The organism is Anaerolineales bacterium (assembly GCA_015075725.1).
In the GTDB taxonomy this organism is placed as follows: domain Bacteria; phylum Chloroflexota; class Anaerolineae; order Anaerolineales; family Villigracilaceae; genus Villigracilis.
In genome coordinates, this window is record JABTTV010000001.1 from 4,284,655 (window position 1) to 4,304,897 (window position 20,243).

At 50.7% G+C, this 20,243-nt stretch carries 19 protein-coding genes; 10 read left to right on the top strand and 9 right to left on the bottom strand.

Annotated elements, in window-relative coordinates; translation table 11 throughout:
• Nucleotides 1–7: 7 nt before the first annotated feature.
• Complete coding sequence (locus HS100_20560) at nucleotides 8–889, bottom strand: DUF72 domain-containing protein (GenBank protein ID MBE7436319.1); 882 nt, start codon at nucleotides 887–889, stop codon at nucleotides 8–10.
• Between the two features lie 188 nt (nucleotides 890–1,077).
• On the opposite strand from HS100_20560, the gene HS100_20565 reads away from it, so the two are divergent.
• The 4 genes from HS100_20565 to HS100_20580 all read left to right on the top strand — a co-directional run bounded on the left by HS100_20565 (nucleotide 1,078) and on the right by HS100_20580 (nucleotide 5,954).
• Nucleotides 1,078–2,559, top strand: coding sequence for a PAS domain S-box protein (locus HS100_20565; protein ID MBE7436320.1), 1,482 nt, complete (start codon nucleotides 1,078–1,080; stop codon nucleotides 2,557–2,559).
• Nucleotides 2,549–2,986: a response regulator gene (locus tag HS100_20570; protein MBE7436321.1), complete on the top strand. Its 438-nt coding sequence runs from the start codon at nucleotides 2,549–2,551 to the stop codon at nucleotides 2,984–2,986. The genes HS100_20565 and HS100_20570 overlap by 11 nt, the downstream gene beginning before the upstream one ends.
• 4 nt (nucleotides 2,987–2,990) lie before the next feature.
• On the top strand, nucleotides 2,991–5,420 hold the full coding sequence (locus HS100_20575) for a GAF domain-containing protein (protein MBE7436322.1): 2,430 nt from the start codon (nucleotides 2,991–2,993) through the stop codon (nucleotides 5,418–5,420).
• A 99-nt stretch (nucleotides 5,421–5,519) separates the two neighbouring features.
• Nucleotides 5,520–5,954, top strand: a complete 435-nt coding sequence (locus tag HS100_20580; protein ID MBE7436323.1) for a universal stress protein — start codon at nucleotides 5,520–5,522, stop codon at nucleotides 5,952–5,954.
• A 69-nt stretch (nucleotides 5,955–6,023) separates the two neighbouring features.
• On the opposite strand, the gene HS100_20585 is transcribed toward HS100_20580, so the two are convergent.
• Complete coding sequence (locus HS100_20585) at nucleotides 6,024–6,548, bottom strand: LURP-one-related family protein (GenBank protein MBE7436324.1); 525 nt, start codon at nucleotides 6,546–6,548, stop codon at nucleotides 6,024–6,026.
• A 112-nt stretch (nucleotides 6,549–6,660) separates the two neighbouring features.
• Between HS100_20585 and HS100_20590 the strand changes: the two genes are divergently transcribed.
• The 5 genes from HS100_20590 to HS100_20610 all read left to right on the top strand — a co-directional run bounded on the left by HS100_20590 (nucleotide 6,661) and on the right by HS100_20610 (nucleotide 10,185).
• On the top strand, nucleotides 6,661–7,509 hold the full coding sequence (locus tag HS100_20590) for a DMT family transporter (GenBank protein MBE7436325.1): 849 nt from the start codon (nucleotides 6,661–6,663) through the stop codon (nucleotides 7,507–7,509).
• Between the two features lie 49 nt (nucleotides 7,510–7,558).
• Complete coding sequence (locus HS100_20595; protein ID MBE7436326.1) at nucleotides 7,559–8,122, top strand: YdeI/OmpD-associated family protein; 564 nt, start codon at nucleotides 7,559–7,561, stop codon at nucleotides 8,120–8,122.
• Nucleotides 8,123–8,302: 180 nt separating this feature from the next.
• Nucleotides 8,303–9,145 (top strand): DegV family protein, encoded by an 843-nt coding sequence (locus HS100_20600; protein MBE7436327.1) that lies wholly within the window; start codon nucleotides 8,303–8,305, stop codon nucleotides 9,143–9,145.
• 37 nt (nucleotides 9,146–9,182) lie between these two features.
• Nucleotides 9,183–9,515 (top strand): DUF1475 family protein, encoded by a 333-nt coding sequence (locus tag HS100_20605; protein MBE7436328.1) that lies wholly within the window; start codon nucleotides 9,183–9,185, stop codon nucleotides 9,513–9,515.
• Nucleotides 9,508–10,185: a DUF3159 domain-containing protein gene (locus HS100_20610; GenBank protein ID MBE7436329.1), complete on the top strand. Its 678-nt coding sequence runs from the start codon at nucleotides 9,508–9,510 to the stop codon at nucleotides 10,183–10,185. The genes HS100_20605 and HS100_20610 overlap by 8 nt, the downstream gene beginning before the upstream one ends.
• 136 nt (nucleotides 10,186–10,321) lie before the next feature.
• Here HS100_20610 and HS100_20615 read toward each other — a convergent pair whose 3' ends face one another.
• Nucleotides 10,322–11,023, bottom strand: coding sequence for an EAL domain-containing protein (locus tag HS100_20615; GenBank protein MBE7436330.1), 702 nt, complete (start codon nucleotides 11,021–11,023; stop codon nucleotides 10,322–10,324).
• A 495-nt stretch (nucleotides 11,024–11,518) separates the two neighbouring features.
• On the opposite strand from HS100_20615, the gene HS100_20620 reads away from it, so the two are divergent.
• Nucleotides 11,519–11,677: a hypothetical protein gene (locus HS100_20620; protein MBE7436331.1), complete on the top strand. Its 159-nt coding sequence runs from the start codon at nucleotides 11,519–11,521 to the stop codon at nucleotides 11,675–11,677.
• A gap of 278 nt (nucleotides 11,678–11,955) precedes the next feature.
• On the opposite strand, the gene HS100_20625 is transcribed toward HS100_20620, so the two are convergent.
• From HS100_20625 to HS100_20650, 6 genes are all read right to left on the bottom strand, one after another.
• A complete protein-coding gene (locus HS100_20625; protein MBE7436332.1) occupies nucleotides 11,956–14,727 on the bottom strand; it encodes an NACHT domain-containing protein in 2,772 nt (923 codons plus the stop codon).
• Nucleotides 14,728–15,674: 947 nt separating this feature from the next.
• Entirely contained in the window at nucleotides 15,675–16,022 is a 348-nt protein-coding gene (locus HS100_20630) for a DUF86 domain-containing protein (protein MBE7436333.1), read from the bottom strand.
• On the bottom strand, nucleotides 16,012–16,329 hold the full coding sequence (locus HS100_20635; GenBank protein MBE7436334.1) for a nucleotidyltransferase family protein: 318 nt from the start codon (nucleotides 16,327–16,329) through the stop codon (nucleotides 16,012–16,014). Before HS100_20635 ends, HS100_20630 begins: the two co-directional genes overlap by 11 nt.
• 554 nt (nucleotides 16,330–16,883) lie before the next feature.
• On the bottom strand, nucleotides 16,884–17,429 hold the full coding sequence (locus tag HS100_20640) for a hypothetical protein (protein ID MBE7436335.1): 546 nt from the start codon (nucleotides 17,427–17,429) through the stop codon (nucleotides 16,884–16,886).
• A gap of 49 nt (nucleotides 17,430–17,478) precedes the next feature.
• Nucleotides 17,479–17,721 carry a hypothetical protein gene (locus tag HS100_20645; GenBank protein ID MBE7436336.1) on the bottom strand — a complete coding sequence of 81 codons (243 nt, stop codon included), beginning with the start codon at nucleotides 17,719–17,721 and terminating at the stop codon, nucleotides 17,479–17,481.
• 50 nt (nucleotides 17,722–17,771) lie between these two features.
• Nucleotides 17,772–20,180, bottom strand: a complete 2,409-nt coding sequence (locus HS100_20650) for an aldehyde dehydrogenase family protein (protein ID MBE7436337.1) — start codon at nucleotides 20,178–20,180, stop codon at nucleotides 17,772–17,774.
• Nucleotides 20,181–20,243: the final 63 nt, after the last annotated feature.

Here is a 20,243-nt window from a genome sequence, read left to right on the forward strand (position 1 = left end):
CCTGTCGTCAAAATAAAGACGGTTGTAAAGGCTCGGCTGGAGTTTCTGAATCGTCCCACGGAAGCGGGGCGATTTTGATTCGCGATGAGATTTGGCTATGAAACTCCTTTGCAATGTATGGAGCCAGATAATTATCGGGGGAATGACAAAAGACAAACGCCTCAAGCCCCGCCGACAGCTGGCCGGCGATTCTGGGAGTCCATTCGTTCATCCAAGGCTGGTTGTGACCCATCTCAGGGTGTCCAATAAATCGCAGGAAGGTGAAATCGGCGGTCACTTCTTCAAAGACCGGCACATCCGGTTTGCGTTCGCGCGCCTCGAGCAGACTTTCATACGCGCTGCCTTTGATGCGGTCATCGCCTGCCAACTCCCGGATCGGGCGGGTATCGATGACGACGCGCGCCATGTTATGCTCCGCCAGCAATCGGTTGAGCGCGGAACGATGGGGCTCTTCGAACCAATCCAAATGGCGCACTTCCACACCAAGGCGGAAGTCTTTTGGGAAGGCTTTCAAAAAAGTGGCAAGGTCGGGCTGACGGTTTGGCGAATAGCCTGGGGGCAGCTGCAGGAACATCGGTCCAAGACGAGAGCCGAGCGGGCGCATGACATCTGCAAACCCGAGGGCGCGCTCAACCTGATCCGCCAACCTCCCGCTGTGGCTGATCGCTTTTGGAATCTTGAGGCAGAAACGAAATGTCTCCGGCGTATGTTCGATCCATGACGCGATTGTTTTTGCGGCTGGCACAGCGTAGAACGTCGTGTTGCCTTCGATGGCGGTCAGGCGGCGGGCATACTCGCGAAGAAAATCCTTCGAGGTCGTGCCTTTCGGGTAAAAATTACCCACCCATCCCTTGAACGACCAGACGGGGCATCCAAGATAAAGCGTCATGTGGATATTATATCCATAGCCTAAAAGTACTACCGGTTGATTGCTTGATTTTATTGTGCTACCGGTGTATAGTTTGCGAAAAGTAGACAAATATTGTCCTATTTTTGGTTTTGATGAACTGCGATGCCTTTTACGTTCACCAGAAACTGCATATTTACTGGGATCCTTTACTGATAAGGCGCCAATCTGTGTTCAAAGATCGAAAATTTCTTCATCTTTTGGAAGCAGCGCCCGACGCAATGGTCATTGTTGACGGTCGGGGGCAAATTGCGCTGGTCAATACGCAGTTCGAGAAAATGTTCGGTTGGAGTCGGAAGGAAATCAAAGGGCAGCCGATCGAGAGCATCGTTCCCGTCCGGTATCACGCCAGGCACGAACAACACCGCACCCGATATTTCTCGGATATGCGCGTTCGCCCCATGGGCACCGGTTTGGAATTATTCGGCTTGAGGCGGGACGGCAATGAAATACCCGTTGAAATCAGCTTGAGCCCGTTGGAAACCGAAGACGGCAGGTTTGCCATCGCCGCCATCCGCGATGTGACCGAACGTCAGAATGCCGAGCGGAAATTCCGCGGGCTGTTGGAGTCCGCGCCGGATGCGATCATCGTCGTGGACCGGGCGGGGGTCATCCAACTGGTCAATTCACAAACGGAGAAAATGTTCGGCTATATGCGGGATGAAATCGTGGGTCTACCCATCGAAACGCTGGTGCCCAAACGCCTCCGGAAAAAACATGTCGGCCACCGGCAGGGGTATTATGTGGAGGCTCCCGTGCGCCCGATGGGAATCGGATTGGACCTGTACGGATTGCGAAAAAACAACAGCGAGTTTCCGGTCGAGATCAGCTTGAGCCCGCTGGAGACGGAGGGGAACCTGCTCGTCAGCGCCGTGGTGCGGGATGTCACATACCGCAAAAAGAACGAGGAAGATATCAAGAAATTGAACAACGATCTTCGTCAGCATGCCGCCCAATTGGAAGCGGCAAACAAGGAATTGGAATCGTTCAGTTATTCCGTATCCCACGACCTGCGCGCACCTTTACGGAGCATTGACGGCTTCAGCCAGGCGCTCCTCGAGGATTTTGGCCAGTCCCTGCCGCCGGAAGCGCTCAACTATCTGGAAAGGGTGAGGGCTGCGGCGCAGCGCATGGCGGTATTGATCGACGACCTGCTCGCCCTTTCGCGAGTGACCCGTACTCCCCTCCAGCCCCGCTTCATCAACCTGAGCGGGATCGCTCGGGAGATCGCCAACATTCTGCAGGAGAACGATCCGGAGCGAAATGTAACCTTCACCATTGCGCCCGACCTGATGGTGGAGGGCGACCCGCGGCTGATGCGCATCGTCTTCGAAAACCTATTGGGCAACGCCTGGAAGTTCACTTCAAAGAACGAACATGCCGTCATCGAATTCGGTCAGAAGGAACGGGCAAAGGAGCGCACATTCTATGTACGGGACAACGGCGCCGGTTTCGACATGGCTTATGCAGACAAATTATTCGGTGTTTTTCAACGGCTTCATTCAGTAAGCGATTACCCCGGCACGGGGATCGGACTGGCAACGGTCCATCGCATCATCAGCATTCACGGCGGTCGCATCTGGGCGGAGAGCGGGGAAGGCAAAGGCGCAACATTCTACTTTACAGTTAACGGAGCGATAAATGTCCAATAAGATGATCCTGTTGGTTGAGGACAACCCGGACGATGAAGCGCTGACCGTCCGGGCGTTCGACAAAAACAAGATAGCGAACAATCTTACAGTTGTGCGCGACGGCGCGGAAGCGCTGGATTTTCTTTTTTGCACCGGTACCTATTCCGGACGCGATCCGCGCATCATGCCGGAAGTGATCCTGCTCGACCTCAAACTTCCAAAAATGGATGGGCTGGAGGTCCTGCGTCGGATCCGGGCGGACGAACGCACACGTATTCTGCCTGTTGTGGTCCTCACCTCCTCCAAGGAGGAGCAGGACCTGATCAAGAGTTATAGTTTGGGAGCAAACTCATATATCCGCAAGCCGGTTAATTTCAGTCAATTTGTGGAGGCGATCCACCAGCTCGGTATGTACTGGCTGGTTCTGAACGAGCCGCCGCCTCTTTAATGCAATGAAGAAAATTCTGCGTGTCCTACTGATCGAAGACACAGAAGCCGATGAACTCCTCCTCCTGCGCGAACTGAACAAGTATGATTATCAGGTGGACTATCAACGCATTGAAACCGCTCCTGAAATGCAAGCCGCCCTTGATAACCACGAGTGGGATCTGATTCTCTGCGATTATTCCCTGCCGCAGTTTCACGCCATGCAGGCGCTGAAAATCCTGAAAGACAGCGGCAGGGACCTGCCATTTATCATTGTATCCGGCACGATCGGGGAGGAAACCGCTGTCGAGGCGCTGAAAGCCGGCGCGCACGATTTCATCGTCAAGGGGAATTACGCAAGGTTGAACCCGGCGATCGAACGCGAACTGCGCGATGCTGAGTCCCGCCGGGAGCGCAGGGCTGCCATCGAAGCACTTCAACGCAGCGAAGAACATTACCGCATGTTGTTCGAAGCCAATCCGCATCCGATGTGGGTATACGATACCGAATCCCTGCAATTCCTTGCGGTCAACGAAGCGGCGATCGCGCGCTATGGATACAGTCATCAGGAATTCCTCGGCATGACCATCAAAGACATCCGCCCTGATGAAGATCTGCCTGATTTATTGATCCATATCGAAAGGCTGGGCGGCAAGGACCAGATGTCCAGCGAATGGCTGCACCGCAAAAAGGACGGAACGCTCATCCATGTCGAGATCACTTCGCATACGATTCTTTGGTTGGAGCGCAAGGCGCGACTGGTGCTGGCGCTTGACATCACCGAACGCAAGCAGGCCGAAGAAGCCCTCAAACAACGGGATAAGGAACTGGAACTGCGCAACATCGAACTGCTGCGGTTATATCGCGCATCCGAAGCGCTGCTCACCGGCGCATTGGACGAACTCCCCGAACTCGCACAGACCATCGTCCAGACCATATTGCAGGAATTCGAACAATCGAATTGCAGCCTGCTGTTGCTCAACCAGGAGACGGGCGATCTGGAACGCGTGGCAGTGGCTGGTCCATATGCCCGGGCAGTCAGCAATGCCTCCTTGAATCTAAACAAACCCGGGCTGGTGGCGAAAGCCCTGAGAACCCTGCAGATCATCAATGCGCCCAATGTGTTGATGGAGGAGGAATATGCGCCCAATTGGGAATTTGCCCGTTCCGAGTTGGTGATCCCCCTGAAGGTCGGCAACACAGCGATCGGCGCCCTGGATGTGCAAAGCCCCGAGTTGGACGCCTTTCATGAAAACGACGAGCGCCTGATGTCCATCTTTGCGAATCGCGCCGCGCTCGCGCTCGAGCGAACCCGTCTGCATGAGCAAACGCTGAAACAGTTGGAACGTCTCGCCGCGCTGCGCGCGATCGACCTGGCGATCAGCAACAGCCTCGACATGCGCATCTCCATGAACGTTGTGCTCGAGGAAGCAACAAAACAACTCGGCGTGGATGCCGCGTGCATCCTGCTTTTGAAACCGGAAAATGGACGCCTCGAATATGCCATGGGGCGCGGATTCCGCACCCGCAAGATCGAATCCACCAGCCTGCGCCTTGGCGAGGGTATGGCAGGGCGAGTGGCTCTCGAGCGTGTTGTCCTGTCTCTGGAAGATATCCGCTCCGGAAACACGCAGTTCACCCGCAACAAACTTCTCGAAGAGGAGCATTTCGTTTCATACTATGGCGTGCCGCTGACCGCCCGCGGCGAAGTAAAAGGCGTGCTGGAAATATTTCACCGGGCTCCGCTCGAGCCGGACATGGAATGGCTTGACTTCTTGGACGGCCTCGGCTGGCAAACCTCCATTGCAATAGACAATGCCCTGCTCGTGCAGGGAATGCAGCGTTCGAACACCAATCTCATCCTCGCCTACGAAGCGACCATCGAGGGCTGGTCGCATGCGCTCGACCTGAGGGACAAGGAAACGGAAGGTCACACCCAGCGCGTCACGGATTTGACATTGAAGCTGGCCCGTGTACTAAACATCGATGAGGCGCAGATTCCCCACATCCGCCGGGGCGCATTACTGCATGACATTGGAAAAATGGGCGTGCCCGATCACATTCTCCTCAAGGAAGGTCCGCTTACCGACGCGGAATGGGATATCATGCGCCAACATCCCCAATTCGCATACGACCTGCTCAGTCCCATCTCCTACCTGAGGGAGGCGCTGGACATTCCTTTCTGTCACCATGAAAAATGGAACGGGACCGGCTACCCGCGCAAATTATCCGGCGCGCAGATCCCCTTCGCGGCGCGCATCTTCGCCGTGGTGGATGTCTGGGATGCCATCACCAGCGACCGTCCCTACCGCAAAAAATGGAGCAGGCAAAAAGCCATCAAATATATCCGCGAGCAAAGCGGCGAACATTTCGACCCCGCCATCGTGGAGGTTTTCCTGGATGAGATCATAAAGCAGGACAAAGAGATCATTAAGCCGGGAAAAAACATGAAATGAAGAAAACATGCCGATCATTACTTGAAAGTGACACAGGGATGTGCTAGTGTGAGAGCGAAGCAGGCTTCAGGGCCTGTAATTAAGGAAAGGAGATGGATCATGTATAAAAAGATTCTCGTACCGCTGGACGGTTCACCTCTTGCGGAAGCCGCCCTGCCCCACGCGGAAGCCATTGCGAAAGCGGAAGGCGCGGAGATCATCCTTCTCCGAATCCCGATCACTCCCGCGGCGGAATTTTTTACGCGCGAACCCGCCATGGCGGTAAAAATCCAGAAGGAGGAAGAGGCGGAAGCGATGAAATACATCAATGCCAAGAAACTGGCATTGAGCAGACACAACATCAAGGTGACAGCCGTCACGCAGGACGGTCCCGTTCCGGACACCATCCTCTCCGTTGCCGAAGATACCCATGCCGATTTGATCGCCATGTCCACCCACGGGCGGACCGGGATTCGACGCTGGCTGCTGGGCAGCGTTGCAGACAGGGTCGTGCATCTCGCGCATATCCCGGTGATGTTGATTCACCCGAATTGATCAGCGCTCTTAGCCGCGTCATCAAGAAACCTCCGAAGTCATCGAGGCTTCGGAGGTTCTGATTCCAGGTCAGTCCTTTTTGGCGACCCTATCTTTTTTCTTCCTGGTGTTGCCGTGCGCCATCATGTCGATCGCAACTGCGACAGCCAGGATGAGGATGTCATTCTGGCCCGCCTGTATCTCCACCCCATAGGTATCCGTCAGGCTCAGCCATTTTTTGGAGACCTCCGCCACTTTCCTGCCATCCTGCTTGATCGAATACTCATGGGCAAGGAAATCACCCTGCACATCGAGGTCGGGTCCGTTCTTAACTTTCACATCCCAACGGTCGCGTAATGGCGTGATAAGCGCTTTTTTGACAGTTGCCAGGTCATTGCCTTCCGCATCTTCGATCACCATCGTGTCTTTGATGGTCAGCAGGCGTTCCTGAATTTGGGCAAGTTTTTTGCCCTTCGCGTCTTCGAACACGAGCGTCTTGCGGATGCGCAGGACCTTGCCGTCCACTTTGAAGACCTTCCTGCCCTCATCGTTCTCGATCCAAAAGTCATCTCCGATGGAGATCAGGTTTTGGCGGATTTTATAGCGGGTGGTCATGATTGGGTTTCCTTTTTATTTTGATCAAGCCTTTCAGCCAGTATAATCCATATACGACAGGGACTTTCCCGGGTTGCAATTCGTCGGAAAGAATCCTCATACAAGGAAATCAATGGACCCTCTTTCAGAACGCCGCAAGGCGATTTTTTACCTTGTCATCACCGCCGTTCTTTGGAGCACGAGCGGACTGTTTGTCAAGATTCTGGATTGGCAGCCCCTGGCCATCCTTGCCGGACGAAGTCTCTTCGCCGCAGTCGTTTTCCTCATCTACCTAAAACGCCTCCCGGCCCGGTTTGGGCTGTGGCAGTTACTGGCAGCTTTGATGTTCATCCTGACCCAGTTCCTGTTCATCACCTCCACCAAGATGACAACGGCGGCGAATTCGATCTTCCTGCAATACACGGGTCCGATATACGTGGTCCTGCTGGCGTACTGGCTGCTAGGAGAAAAGCCTTCACGGACAGACTATATCTCCATGTTCGTCATCTTCCTCGGGTTGACGCTTTTCTTTGCAGACAGACTCAGCCCCGAGGGGTTCTACGGCAACCTGCTCGCCATCCTGAGCGGCATGACGGGAGCGGTGATGATGGTCTCCTTCCGCGCCCAAAAGAACGGCAATCCGGCTGAGAGCAATCTGATCGCATTCCTTGTCACCGCGACCTGCGGCTTTCCATTCATTCTGAAAGAAACATGGACGGCGAGCAGCTGGCTGATCCTTGCCTTCCTTGGCATCTTTCAGATCGGGTTTGCGTTCATCTTCTTTACAAAGGGCATCAAACACATCCCGGCGCTGGAGGCGAATCTGATCGGTACGCTCGAACCGGTGCTTAATCCCATCTGGGTGTTCCTGTTCTACGGCGAAAGTATGGGACGATTCGCTTTGGTCGGCGGCTTGGTGGTGTTGGGAGGAGTCGTTATGAGCGCAGTCGGAAGCGCAAAGGCGGCGAAGGAAGGACACTAAATCCAACTCAAGCAGAATGTTGTTTTATTATTATGAGTAGGAATCCTCCATGGAAATATCAAAGACTCTCTACATTACCAACCCCAAAGACTGGCGCAAGTGGCTCAAGCAGCATCACAAAACCGAAGCGGAGGTCTGGCTGGTCTACCCCAAGAAAGCGACAGGCAAGCCGCGCATCGAATACAACGACGCCGTGGAACAAGCCCTGTGCTTCGGCTGGATCGACTCCATCATCAAGAAACTGGATGACGAGCATACCGTCCAGCGCTTTTCGCCGCGCAAGCCAAAGGCGAAATACTCGCAAGCCAACATCGAGCGCCTGCGGACTTTGGTCGCGCAAAAGAAGGTCATCAAGGAAGTAGCCGATACGCTGACCGATATCTTGAACGCGGAATTTGTCATCCCGCCCGATATATTGAAAGCCATCCAGGCGGACAGGGAAGCCTGGAAGAATTTTCAGAGCTTCTCCGACGCTTACGTCCGCATCCGTATTGCATTTATCGACGCGGCGCGCAAACGCCCCGCAGAATTCATAAAGCGGCTGCGTTATTTCATCGAAATGACCTCGAAGAACAAGCAGATCGGGTTCGGGGGAATTGAGAAGCATTATTAGCCAATATCTGGACAAGCTCCGCGCCTCTTCACCCTCAAACTTCTCCACGGATTGACAGACGTGCTTCTCAGGAAGCAGGGTTGACGTTGCATGACGCCTCCCCGCGCTCATATCATTGTATAATCGAAATGGAACAGCTCAGCGGGATCGTTCATACAAGCGCAGAACGGAGGATAAGCCATGTCCATTGCCATTGTTACCGACTCGACCTGTGATCTCCCTCAACATGTGATCCATGAATTGGGCATCAAGGTCATTCCCCTTTTCATCAATATCGGCGACAAGGGCTATCTGGACGGTGTGGATATCACCCGAAAGGATTTTTACACGAACCTGCCAGGCTACACCGTTCACCCCACAACCGGCACACCGGGCGCGGACGCATTCAAAGAGGCCTATCAAACCCTGAAAGATAAGGGATATACAGAGATCCTTTCCATTCACATATCAGAGAAACTCAGCGCCACCGTAAACGTGGCGAGAAACGCCGCGCATGAATTCAAACAGATCCCCGTCACTGTGCGTGATTCGGGTCAGCTTAGCTTGGGAACGGGTCTTCAAGTGGAACGCGCCTCCCGCATGGCGGCAGAAGGCAGGTCGATGCAGGAGATCGAAATTGCGCTCGATGATCTCATGGCGCGGACCTTTGTTGCGGCGCGGTTGGATACGCTTGAATTCCTGCGGCGAAGCGGACGCATGAACGGATTCATTGCAGGCATCGGCAGTCTGCTGGAACTCAAACCGATCCTCATCATGCGAAACGGATTGCCCGGTTCCGAACGGGTGCGCACGGCACACAAAGCCGAAGCCAGACTCTTGAAAATGCTGGAGGAGCATCAACCCATCGAACATTTCTCCCTGCTGCACACGAACTCCCCCGAGCAGGCCATGGCATTTCGTGACCAGGCTGCCCATTTCCTTTCCGTTGAGGTAGCATATTCGATGGACATCACCCCGGTCATTGGTGCGCATATCGGTCCGGGCGCGGTGGGGTACGCCATCATTTCGAAGAACCCCGCATAGAATTTACGGAATACATGATATCGAAAGGAAAATGAAAATGAAAATTGCCAAAGTCATTTCGGGGTTGGGCGTGCTCGCCATGACCGCCGTCTTATTCTACGGTTTCACTGTCGGCGATTTCGGGAGGGACGGCGCCGCCCTGCTTCAGAACCCGTGGGGCATCGTCTCGATGGTCGATCTATACACGGGCTTCATCCTCTTCTCGGCCTGGATCGTCTATCGCGAGAAGTCCATCGTCCGCGCGATCGTTTGGGTGGTCTTGATGATGGTGCTCGGATTTTTCACAGGCAGTCTCTATGCCTTCCTCGCGCTCAACGCCAGCAAAGGGGATTGGAAAAAATTCTGGATGGGGCACCACGCCAATGGGTAAACTTCAGGAACTCGGGGAGGAATTGCGAGCCGTTCTCTCCGGTCGTGGATCAAGGCTGCTCGATTCGTTCTTCCCTCCACTGGCGTTTCTGCTGATCAATTCATTATCCAATGTGGATGCGGCGCTTTGGGGCGCGCTCGCCATCTCAGGCGGATTCGCCGCCTACCGCCTCATCCGCCGCGAGAACTTGACCTATGCTCTCGGAGGCTTGGGTGGAACGCTGTTGGCGGCTCTCTTCGTCAAGTTGAGCGGATCTGGCGCAGGATTCTTTTTGCCCGGCTTTTTCTCAGGCGCTGCGACGGTGATCCTGTGCGTGGTGAGCGTGGCGTTCAACCGGCCATTGGTGGCATGGACGAGTTTCATCGCCAGACGCTGGGCGTTGAATTGGTATTGGCATCCGAAAGTCCTGCCCGCCTACAACGAAGTGACCATTCTCTGGGCAGTAGCTTTCGCCGCGCGCCTGACCCTTGAATTTTGGCTCTATCAACAGGATGCGCTGGACGCGCTCGGCACGGTGCGAATCTTTTTAGGCTGGCCCTTCATCGTTGTATTGCTGATCGTCAGTTACATTTACGGGCTTTGGCGGCTCGCCAAATTACAAGGACCCAGTGTGGAAGAATTCAAGGCAGGCAAAGCCCCGCCCTGGGAAGGACAAAAGCGCGGGTTCTAAGTGTTCTCCATCCACTACGGAGCGCTTTTTATCATCCCGTTCGCACAACTGATCGAAGTCTTCGCAATCGGAACGCCCATGGGCGGGCCATCGCTTAAGGAAATGATCGTTCGGGGGCAGGGGCGGTTGGAAAGGCTTATGCCTGGAATGCGACCATCGGCAGGGATTCGAACGCGGGCCGGGCAAAGTAATATCCCTGAAAATAATCGACCCCTTCATTGTTCAGCCAAATATACTCCTCGTCCCTTTCCACCCCTTCCGCCACGATGTCAATGGATAATTTCTGACACATGCGTTGGATCCCGGAAAACACATGCTGCTTGATGGGATTCTTGTCGATGTGCGAAACAAGCTCGCGGTCCAATTTGATATAGTTCGGCTGGTATTCCAACAGCAATTTCAATCCGGAGTATCCCATGCCAAAATCGTCGATGGCGGTTTTGAATCCAAAATCCTGCAGGACCCTGAGGTTCTTGAACAGGAGGTGATGGTCGGTCAGGCTCTCGGATTCGGTGATCTCAAAAATGATGTTTTTTACCGGAAAACCGCTCGTGCGCGAGGCTTTGAATGTCGCGGTGATGTTCAGGTCAACCAGGTATAAGCCCTTTGCCGAAATATTGATGTTCAATCTTCTGGGGACCTGCAGGCGGCTGGCCATTTCGAGCGCCTTCCAGCGGCATATTTCATCAAATCTGTGATAATTCACATCCGAAACCTGTTGGAGCACGGAAGCCGCCGGTTCGCCATTCGGTCCGCGGACCAAGGCCTCGAACGAACTAATCTCCCGCCTCCCCACATCCACAATGGGCTGGAATGCAAAACTGAACTCAAAGTCGATATTCCCGCTTTCATCCAAAGGTTTCCGCAAGGGACCATTTCTGTAATGGTTGAACATCGAAGGCCTCTAACCGAAGCATTTGCTTCATTCACTTATTTGATACTCGCGCCGTAGCAATATCATCATATCCGTCGGATGCGCCGAATGGTACCCATAAAAGTAGAAAATTGAAGTGGCAATAATGACCAAATGGGCACATGGAGCCATCCGTTGGATATGCCCGTTAAAACGTGACTTCCGAAGCCTTTGGTCCTTCGGAAGCCTGAATGCGAACAGCCTTCGTTCTTTGTTATCCCGCCGAACGCTTGCACTGAGCCTGTCGAAGTGGACACCCTCCCCACCCCGAAGCTTTGGGTTGCGACCGAAGGGAGTGTCGAAACCGACCTTCCACCCGCGCGCCGTCCATCCGTTATCCGCTTTGGAAACCGAACCTGCCATCAGGCAGAAAAGAAACCGACCTCATACCCTCTCCCTTTAGGAGAGGGCCAAGCGGACATGTCGATTAGTCAAGCCAATCAGGGTGAGGTCCCAGCGGACATGCCGATTGCTCAACCCAATCAGGGTGAGGTCCTTTCACCCGCGCACCGTCATCCGTTCTCGATCTGTTACACCCGCTGCGCACCCGCATTGAGCAAGTGGTTGTGTCTTTTATAAAACCCTGGCAAAGTAGAGAGTGCGACTAGCCGAAGAGGTATAAAATGAAAAAACGCGCAAGATATCTTATACATGCTTGCCAGCCCATCAATGTCTTGCTGACTTTCAATCTCTAGTAAACTTTGGTATAAATGAGTTGCAGGCTGCGCAGCTGGAATCTGACTGAAATCCTAGTCGATTTGCCTTGCCTTCCTCCAAAGAATCAGCGCAGAATAGATTGTCATTCTGCATTGCGATAAATTAACTGGATACTATCCCCGCCTCACGAAGGTCATTAATTATTCTGAGCCACTACCAAGTCTCTTAACTGTCTTGACAATTCGCAAGCCTTCGTAGGGATTTTGCAACCCATTTATTCTCTCCTCAAGGAACATCATGTCCACTAGTAAATTCATAGCCACTTGTATAAATTTTTGGGTTGTTGCAAAACTCAGTCGTGATGATGATAACAATAAGCTAATGAGATTAACAACAACAACCCTGCTAAACCACCTAACATAATCATAACAATTCGCTCGATCGCTTAAGTAATCTCTACTATTTTCCTCTCGAGAAAATGGAAACATGTTCCATTCCCGCTTGATTAATAAGTTCAGCGAACGCCTCATTTGAGAAAAAATAGTTTTTAGAAAGTTTTCGATATTTATCTGCTTTTCGATGTCGTCTAAAGCACGTAACATCGCCGCACATCTTTGTGACAAATCCAATTCAGTAGAAAAGAAATATTTCTGCGCAGTTATCGTTAATATCCAGTTAGTATATTTCACCTTGTTCTCTTTATTTTCCAAAAACATAAAAAATGATAAATCGAGAATGGGAAGTAACTCTAGATCAAGTTCAACGCTAAACAATTCGAACTGCTTTAACATAATCTGATCTTGGAAATTTTGAAGTGATCTTTTCTCAAAATCATAATCACGTACGCTTGCGCCTAGTTTTTTTTCGCCATACCCAACAGACTGAGGAATATATGGTGATTTCAATAGTTCATCTATTTTTGGTTGCGTTTTGGATCTTTCCAAACTGGCTTTTCTCAATCTTTCCAAACGATCCAGATCTCCTTCAAGAACTTGGACAATCTTATCACGACGAATCTGGGTGATATGACGAGGCGAATGTTCAACTTCTCCCTCTTCTCTTCTCTTTACAAGCGGAGCTAAAGCAAAAGAATTATCGTTTAGCATTATCCAATAAAGAGCATCCTCTTCTAAAACAGATGGTGCTTCCGACTCATATAGAAGTCGGTACCTCGCCTGCCAAATGTCCCGTGATGTCAACCATTTACAAAACTCAACTGCATCCGACACACGTATGCCGAGTACAGGCATAAAACTATGACCCTCGGGAAATTTATCTGTTACCCAATGGTCAGGATAATAATACTGTTTTTCTCCCCGTTTTTCATCAATGAAAAGCTGGTATTCAATATTCTTTATTAATGAGGGATCAACCAAGGTATCCTCATCAATAGGATTCATCCAGCGCAAGCGAGAAAATAATGAAGCCTCAGCGATTAGCGCTCTGCGTTGGGGATCAATAGACTCGGCCTCAATATCGATAACTCTTTGTAATTTATCCCGAACTATCGGTTGAATTTTCAGAGCCTCTACCAAACAATCTATTGCCAAACTTAAAGATGTAATTTTTGGAGGAGTGTTTTTAAGACAAGCTTCTAGAACTGGGGTGGCATCTGTTTGAGCAGCATATAGCCTTGTTGTCTCAGCCCACCATCCATCATCCACTGAACTTATTAACTTTTTTTCCAACTCTCGGGTTTTATCATCCAAAATATATGATGCTGCAAGAAATTCTTGGAAGGTTAGATGGGCAAAAGCATATTCATCCTTCTCTGCTTCCAACAGCAATCCACTTTGATTTTTTATTCTCTCTAAAAAACCATCTGCACTTAGTTTAGCACTGACCATTTTATCGACAACCGACAACAACTCCGATTGAATGACTTTAAGTGCGTCCTGCTCCGGAATTGTCCGTAAACGATTAGTCATCATAAAATATGCGAGTACTTTAAGTACTTGTAATTTCTGCGGAGTACTTAATGGATCATCAAGCCAAATCACCTTTCTCCGCCTCTCCAGAAAAACGTCGAAAATATCTCTGTACAATTCCACGCGCCTACCAGGGAGCACCTCTTTAAAACTATGAACCGTCGCAATCATAGTCAACAACAATGGATTTACCGCCAATTGAGCTAAGTCTGGTCGCAGTTGAATTCTCCTTATTAAGTCTTCCGCTCCCTTCTTCGCTTCGCGACGGACACCATCATCATCAACTTGGCTCTTCTTCAACTCATTGGCAAGATACCAATTTGTAATAAAAGAGTCTCTCTTAGACTGGGAAAATGGTTTGATTCTCAATACTTGAACATCGACTAATGGGTTGTTGTCATAACCATGTGGTCTCGAAGTCACGATAAAATCGCTTTTAGGAAAATTATTCAATTGTTTCTGAACCCATTCAACGATTGTTAATCGTTTATCATTATCGGCGATTTCATCTAGCCCATCCATTAATACAATACAAGTTCCTCGATCTAATTGATTTTGAAACCATTGAGGAGGTGTTTTAACATTTAAGCCCTGAACTTGTATTGCCACAACGTCACTAAGCAATAGATTAGTATTCTCACAAATCGCTGCTGCATGTTCCCTTATCAGAAACAATATGGGAAGTTTTTTATACCCGCGGTATGAACCGTGTTTAGATAATATTAAAGAAAGATGCTTCAATAATGTAGTTTTTCCGCTACCCGGAGATCCAATAAGGACTAGCCTTTTCCCACTTTCAGTATGGGGGAATAGAAAATCCCACACACTCCTTTCTAATGATTCTGTTTCGCTTTCTTTTTCTGTTAAATCTAATTCTACATAAACCCTGTCTAATTCTAAATAATAATCCCCTTGGGCGGTTAATCCCTTTACATCGAAGAAACGATCCCGTTGTACCGTCCTAGTTAAATAATCTTTCCTATTTCCAGGTAAAGACAATATATTTTCAATAACATCAGCAAGTCCGGTTGTCAATCTGCCCAAGAGATCTTTGATAATTCCCGCAATTAATCCAGTAACTAATAACGATGAAAAAAATAGAGCGATAATTTAATGGCTTGTCCAACATCACCAGTTGAAACCCACCCAACAATGAAAGTTACAGTAGTGCCCAATAAAATAATTACGATAGCTAAACTTATCAGTCGATAGAAATTTTGCTTTGACATTTTGGCTATATCCTCTGCTATTACAGTATTTGAATAATTTGATTGTATATTTCAATTCATTCAAATTTTAAGGAGTACCAAAAAAATAAAGCAGGTTCCACAGACCTAGAATGAATTCTAACTATTATTATAAATTTGTCTAGGGTAAGGTAATATGTTCTTCCTTACCCTAGACAAGTCACTCTTTACCCCTATCTGCCCTCCTCTGTTCCTACTCAATTCCGCGATAAAGCTCAAGCTACTCCTTTCTCACTTAAATGCAGTGTTGGGGATTGTGTCCAGAGGATACCGAGAGGCTATTCCCCCGTCAGTACCCGAATATTCTTCCCCTCCCCCATCCCATCCTAAATCCGAAATGACAAGTTGGGAAAATTCTATAATCTTTCTGTTCGGATTTGGAGAGGGTGTTTGCATATTAAATTAAGCATCAAACTCAAATGTCTATACGCAATAGAGGAGGGAAATCCTGTTATTAGGAAGGATTGGAAACAGGTCTAGAGAGGATTTAAATCGTGTCTAGAGAGGTTTGCAAACGAGTCTAGACTCGTTTTAAAACCAGACCTCGGGAGCTTCAAAGACTTCCGAGGTCTAATCATCTAATCTCTGATCTTCTGCTCTTTCACTCCCCCGTCAGCACCCAGATATCCTGCCCCTCCCCGTCCCTCCCCAAATCCGCAATAAAAGGTTAGGCAAGTTCCTACATCCCCTCCGTTCGGATTTGGAGAGGGTGCCTACATGGTAGGGATGGGTTTCCAAACAAGACTATTCCTCTGTAAAATCTTCCCGCAAAATCTTTTCGATTTGCCCTTTCAACACAGGCACCTCCTCTGACGCTGCCACCCAAGCAATATCCCAGCGGATGGCGAAATATTCATGGACGGCGATATTGCGAAATCCGATAATATCCACCCAGGGAATTTCGGGAAAGCGGTTCGTAAATTCCTTTGGTAAACGGGATGCGGCCTCGCCGATAACGGTCAGTTTTTGAAGCACGGCGCTGTTCATCATCTCATTTTGCTCGAACTCGTAATAACTCTCGCCCATGATAAAGCGCTCAATGGCTTGCGCAGCCTCGATGATATCTGTCAGGTAAAGTTTTTCAAGACGCATACACTTCCTCGATGTTTGAGAGGACAGAGTCGCGGATGACGGGTTTCAAACCGTCCATCAGAACTAAATCCACTGGGCGTTTGAATAGATCGGCAAGTTCACGCTGCATTCTAGAAAAAGTGATGAACCCGATCCGCGCGTTTGGCTGGAATGACACCAGCACATCCACATCGCTATCCGCGCGGAAGTTATTCCCCAGCACGGAACCAAATAAAGCCAATTTCTGCACCTGATAACGGCGGCAGAATTCAGCCAGTTCCTGCTTGGGGATCTTGACTTTTACACGCGAAAGATTTGGTGTTTCCATGCAGATAATTATACAGCAAAGCACAAACGCAATACCCCCCTCCCGTCTACCACCCGTTACGCTACGGTACGATGTCCCCCACGGGGGTAGAAGCCAAACCCTCCAGCAATGAACATTTGCCCTGGAAATCTGACTTGCCCACCCACCAAGAACAGAAACCGATCTCATACCCTCTCCCCTTGGGAGAGGGCCAAGCGGACACGCCGATTGCTCAACCCAATCAGGGTGAGGTTCCCCCGCCGCACGGACACCCTCCCCACCCCGAAGTCTTGGGTTGAGCCTGTCGAAACCGACATCCCCCCGAGCACCGTCCATCCGTTATCCGCTTTGGAAACCGAACATGCCATCAGACAGAAAAGAAACCCACCTCATACCCTCTCCCCTGGGAGAGGGCCAAGCGGACATGCCGATTGCTCAACCCAATCAGGGTGAGGTCCTTCCCCGCCGCACGGACAACCTCCCCCACCCCGAAACAACCTTCCATTCATTGAACTTGCCTTAGGGACGCATCAACTTAGATTAAGAGTATGCGTTTATCAGAAAATGCAATTGGTTTAAAAATGTGGTTTTCCTAATAACCTTCGTTGTTCAACCTTTAACTTTTGAAAAGACTCACGAGTATACATAGAAAGTGATTGACCAGGATAATTTACCAAAGATGTATGTTCCGAATAATCTTTGCGCTCCCATTTCTGAATCACGGCTTTATAAGCGGCCACATGAGCACATAATTTCAATAAGCAATCTGGCATTTCTGATTCAATCAAAAGATCAGATTTAGTTAGTAGTATCTCATACATCTGGCTATTTATTGGCATAAACACAGAACTCATCCACAACCGCCAAACTTTCAGTTCCTCATCTGATGGATTGGCGCCTTCGCCAAAATAATACGCATTATTGGGACGGTGTTTGGATCTAAATGCTCTCCAAGCAATATCGGAGGCATGGTTCAAAGCAAAAAGCGGACCATACAGTTCGCCTAGTTGCCTATTTATTCTTTGTAACCTTTCAGCTCTTTGAGATAAACGCAAATTGTTCAAATAAGTAACTATATAACCCAAGAAAGCCAAGAGAATAGTAACAGATGTAGTAAGAATGATTTGATTACTCATAGTTCCATTTCAAGTTTTAACTAAAATAGAGTGGTTAATCTTTGCTAATTTTTTCAGCTTTTTGAGCAACCTGTTTTAGTTGCTTTTTATCATGAACGTAATGCTCTGTATATCCACAATCGACACAAATATACAAAGTAAAATTCATTCCTGGACCTTTGGGAAAAACAAAACTATCTAACAAAGCATGAGCAGCACTGCCTCGTAGGTTGCTGTAATCATACTTTATAAAGTAAACCTCCGATGAAGAACATTTGGGGCAAACTCCATTTTTCATATGTTTTTCCTTGGTAGTATGTGATTACAGGAATTATACATAATCCATCCTCACTCCCCCGTCGGCACCCAGATATTCTTCACCTGCGTCGCCTCGTGCAGGAACTCATGCCCTTCGCCCTGCTCGCGGTCCATCCAATCGCGCGGCAGGCCGTAGCCGACCCACGTGCGTTTCATGTTGGCGGCGGACTCGTACTCCACCCAGTAACTGCCTTCCGCCGAGCCGAAGTACCAGACCGCGTCCACATCTTCGTGCTGGACGAGAGTCTTGGTCAGGGCTTCGCGGTCGCCTGTGACGATGTTGACCACACCGCCAGGCACATCGGACGTATCCAGCACCTGATAAAAGTCCGTGGCAGATAGCGGATATTTTTGACTCGGTATCATCACCACAGTATTGCCTCTTGCAATCGCAGGCGCCATCAGGGAGACAAATCCAAGCAACGGCATTTCGTCGGGGCAGGCGATTCCGATCACGCCGACAGGTTCGTTGACCGCCACCGTGATTCCGCGCAGGGTGGTCTCTTGGATGTTGCCGCCGTATTTATCCGCCCAGGCTGCGTAGGTGAACAGACGCTCCACCGCCGCGTCCACTTCGGCTTGCGCGGACTTTTGCGTGCGTCCTGTCATCTCCACAATGCGTTTGACGAACTCGGCATTGCGCGCGTCAAGATTTTCCGCGATGAAATACAGGATCTGCGAACGGTTGTATCCGTGCCGCATCGCCCAACCAGATTTCGCAACGATGACCGCGTGCGCGGCTTCGACCGCATCGCGGATGTCCTTGCGGTTTCCGTCACCAACCTGACCGACGATCTTCCCTTTTGCATTGAGGATGGTCGTGCTGTACGCACCGTCCGGGCGGACTTGTTTCCCGCCGATGTACATTTTCGGGGTGCGGTCGACCCGGGGAAGGTCATGTCCATTTGTACGAGTCGCTGTCGGCTTGGAAGGAAGCGTGGGCACGTGCTCGCCCCATTTCTTCGATTCATCCAGCGCAAAGTCCGGGCGCGGACGATCCATCCACTTCGGTCTGACATATTCGAACAAACCTTCGCGTCCGCCCTCGCGACCGAAACCTGATTCGCGATAGCCGCCGAATCCACCCGCCGCATCGAAGACGTTGTGACAGTTAACCCACATCGCACCTGCCTTGATCTTGCTGGCCGCGTCAAGCGCGAGATTGATGTTATCGCTCCACACGCTCCCGCCGAGTCCGTAGCGCGTGTTGTTCGCAAGCGCGATCGCCTCTTCGGGCGTTCTAAATGTTAAGGAAACAAGCACGGGACCAAAGATCTCCTCCTGCACCGTCGACGCGGCAGGGTCGAGGTCCGTGATGAGCGTGGGTTTGTAGAAGAGTCCTTTCGTGGGCAAAGAAATATCGGGTTGGAAAACGTCCCCGCCTTCCTTCTCACCCATCTTCACCCAGTAATCCACCGTATCCCATTGCGATTTATCAACAATCGCGCCCATGTCGATGGCTTTATCGAGCGAGTCGCCGACGCGCATATGACCCATGCGCGCTTTGAGCTTTTGGATGAAACGCGGCGCAACATTTTCCTGGACGATGAGCCTTGAGCCTGCACAGCAGACCTGACCCTGGTTGAACCAGATCGCATCGACCACACCTTCAACGGCCGCGTCCAAGTCGGCATCTTCGAACACGACAACGGGACTCTTGCCTCCCAACTCCAGCGAAATCTTTTTACCCGATCCCGCGGTGAGATGGCGCAGCGTGCGCCCGATCTCGGTGGAGCCTGTGAAGGCGATCTTGTCCACGTCGGGGTGCGTGACGATCATCTCGCCCGCTTTGCCGCTGCCCGTGATGATGTTAACCACGCCCGGCGGAAGTCCCGCTTCAGCAACGACTTCGGCGAAAAGCAAGGCGCTCAAACGTGTGTATGACGCAGGCTTTAATACAACAGTATTTCCCATCGCAATGGCGGGAGCGATCTTCCACGCCAGCATCATCAACGGGAAGTTCCACGGGATGATCTGCCCGATCACGCCAACGGGCTGATAGTCGCGCAGTTCGGTTTCCATGAGTTGAGCCCAGCCCGCGTAATAGTAAAAGTGACGCGCCAACAGCGGCACATCCACATCTCGCGACTCGCGGATCGGCTTGCCGTTGTCCATTGATTCCAACACAGCAAGGAGACGATGATGTTTTTGGATGTTGCGCGCAATGGCGTACATGTATCGCGCGCGAACGACACCAGGAGTTTTACTCCACGAGTCGAAAGCCGTCCGTGCCGCGGCAATGGCGGCATCGACATCCTTCTTTTCGGCTTGCGCGGTCTCTGCGATCTGCTCGCCGGTGGCAGGGTTGAACGACGCGTAATATTTAGCGCCTTTAGGCGTCACCCATTCGTTGTTAATGAACAGACCAAACTTCCGTCCATGTTCCTCCAGCCATTTATCCACCGCGGCGGAAGATTCAGGGGCGGGTCCGTATTCCATGGTTTTGAAGAGGTCGAGGAGGGTAGACATAAGAACTCCTTTCAGATTAGAGCCACAGATGAA

Coding starts and splice junctions, on each gene's coding strand:
- HS100_20620 (MBE7436331.1), top strand. CDS start 11,519: ATGTCGATTAGTCAAGCCAATCAGGGTGAGGTCCCAGCGGACATGCCG.
- HS100_20635 (MBE7436334.1), bottom strand. CDS start 16,329: ATGGAAACACCAAATCTTTCGCGTGTAAAAGTCAAGATCCCCAAGCAG.
- HS100_20585 (MBE7436324.1), bottom strand. CDS start 6,548: ATGACCACCCGCTATAAAATCCGCCAAAACCTGATCTCCATCGGAGAT.
- HS100_20600 (MBE7436327.1), top strand. CDS start 8,303: ATGTCCATTGCCATTGTTACCGACTCGACCTGTGATCTCCCTCAACAT.
- HS100_20595 (MBE7436326.1), top strand. CDS start 7,559: ATGGAAATATCAAAGACTCTCTACATTACCAACCCCAAAGACTGGCGC.
- HS100_20610 (MBE7436329.1), top strand. CDS start 9,508: ATGGGTAAACTTCAGGAACTCGGGGAGGAATTGCGAGCCGTTCTCTCC.
- HS100_20645 (MBE7436336.1), bottom strand. CDS start 17,721: ATGAAAAATGGAGTTTGCCCCAAATGTTCTTCATCGGAGGTTTACTTT.
- HS100_20605 (MBE7436328.1), top strand. CDS start 9,183: ATGAAAATTGCCAAAGTCATTTCGGGGTTGGGCGTGCTCGCCATGACC.
- HS100_20575 (MBE7436322.1), top strand. CDS start 2,991: ATGAAGAAAATTCTGCGTGTCCTACTGATCGAAGACACAGAAGCCGAT.
- HS100_20560 (MBE7436319.1), bottom strand. CDS start 889: ATGACGCTTTATCTTGGATGCCCCGTCTGGTCGTTCAAGGGATGGGTG.
- HS100_20650 (MBE7436337.1), bottom strand. CDS start 20,180: ATGGAATACGGACCCGCCCCTGAATCTTCCGCCGCGGTGGATAAATGG.
- HS100_20570 (MBE7436321.1), top strand. CDS start 2,549: ATGTCCAATAAGATGATCCTGTTGGTTGAGGACAACCCGGACGATGAA.
- HS100_20590 (MBE7436325.1), top strand. CDS start 6,661: ATGGACCCTCTTTCAGAACGCCGCAAGGCGATTTTTTACCTTGTCATC.
- HS100_20630 (MBE7436333.1), bottom strand. CDS start 16,022: ATGCGTCTTGAAAAACTTTACCTGACAGATATCATCGAGGCTGCGCAA.
- HS100_20580 (MBE7436323.1), top strand. CDS start 5,520: ATGTATAAAAAGATTCTCGTACCGCTGGACGGTTCACCTCTTGCGGAA.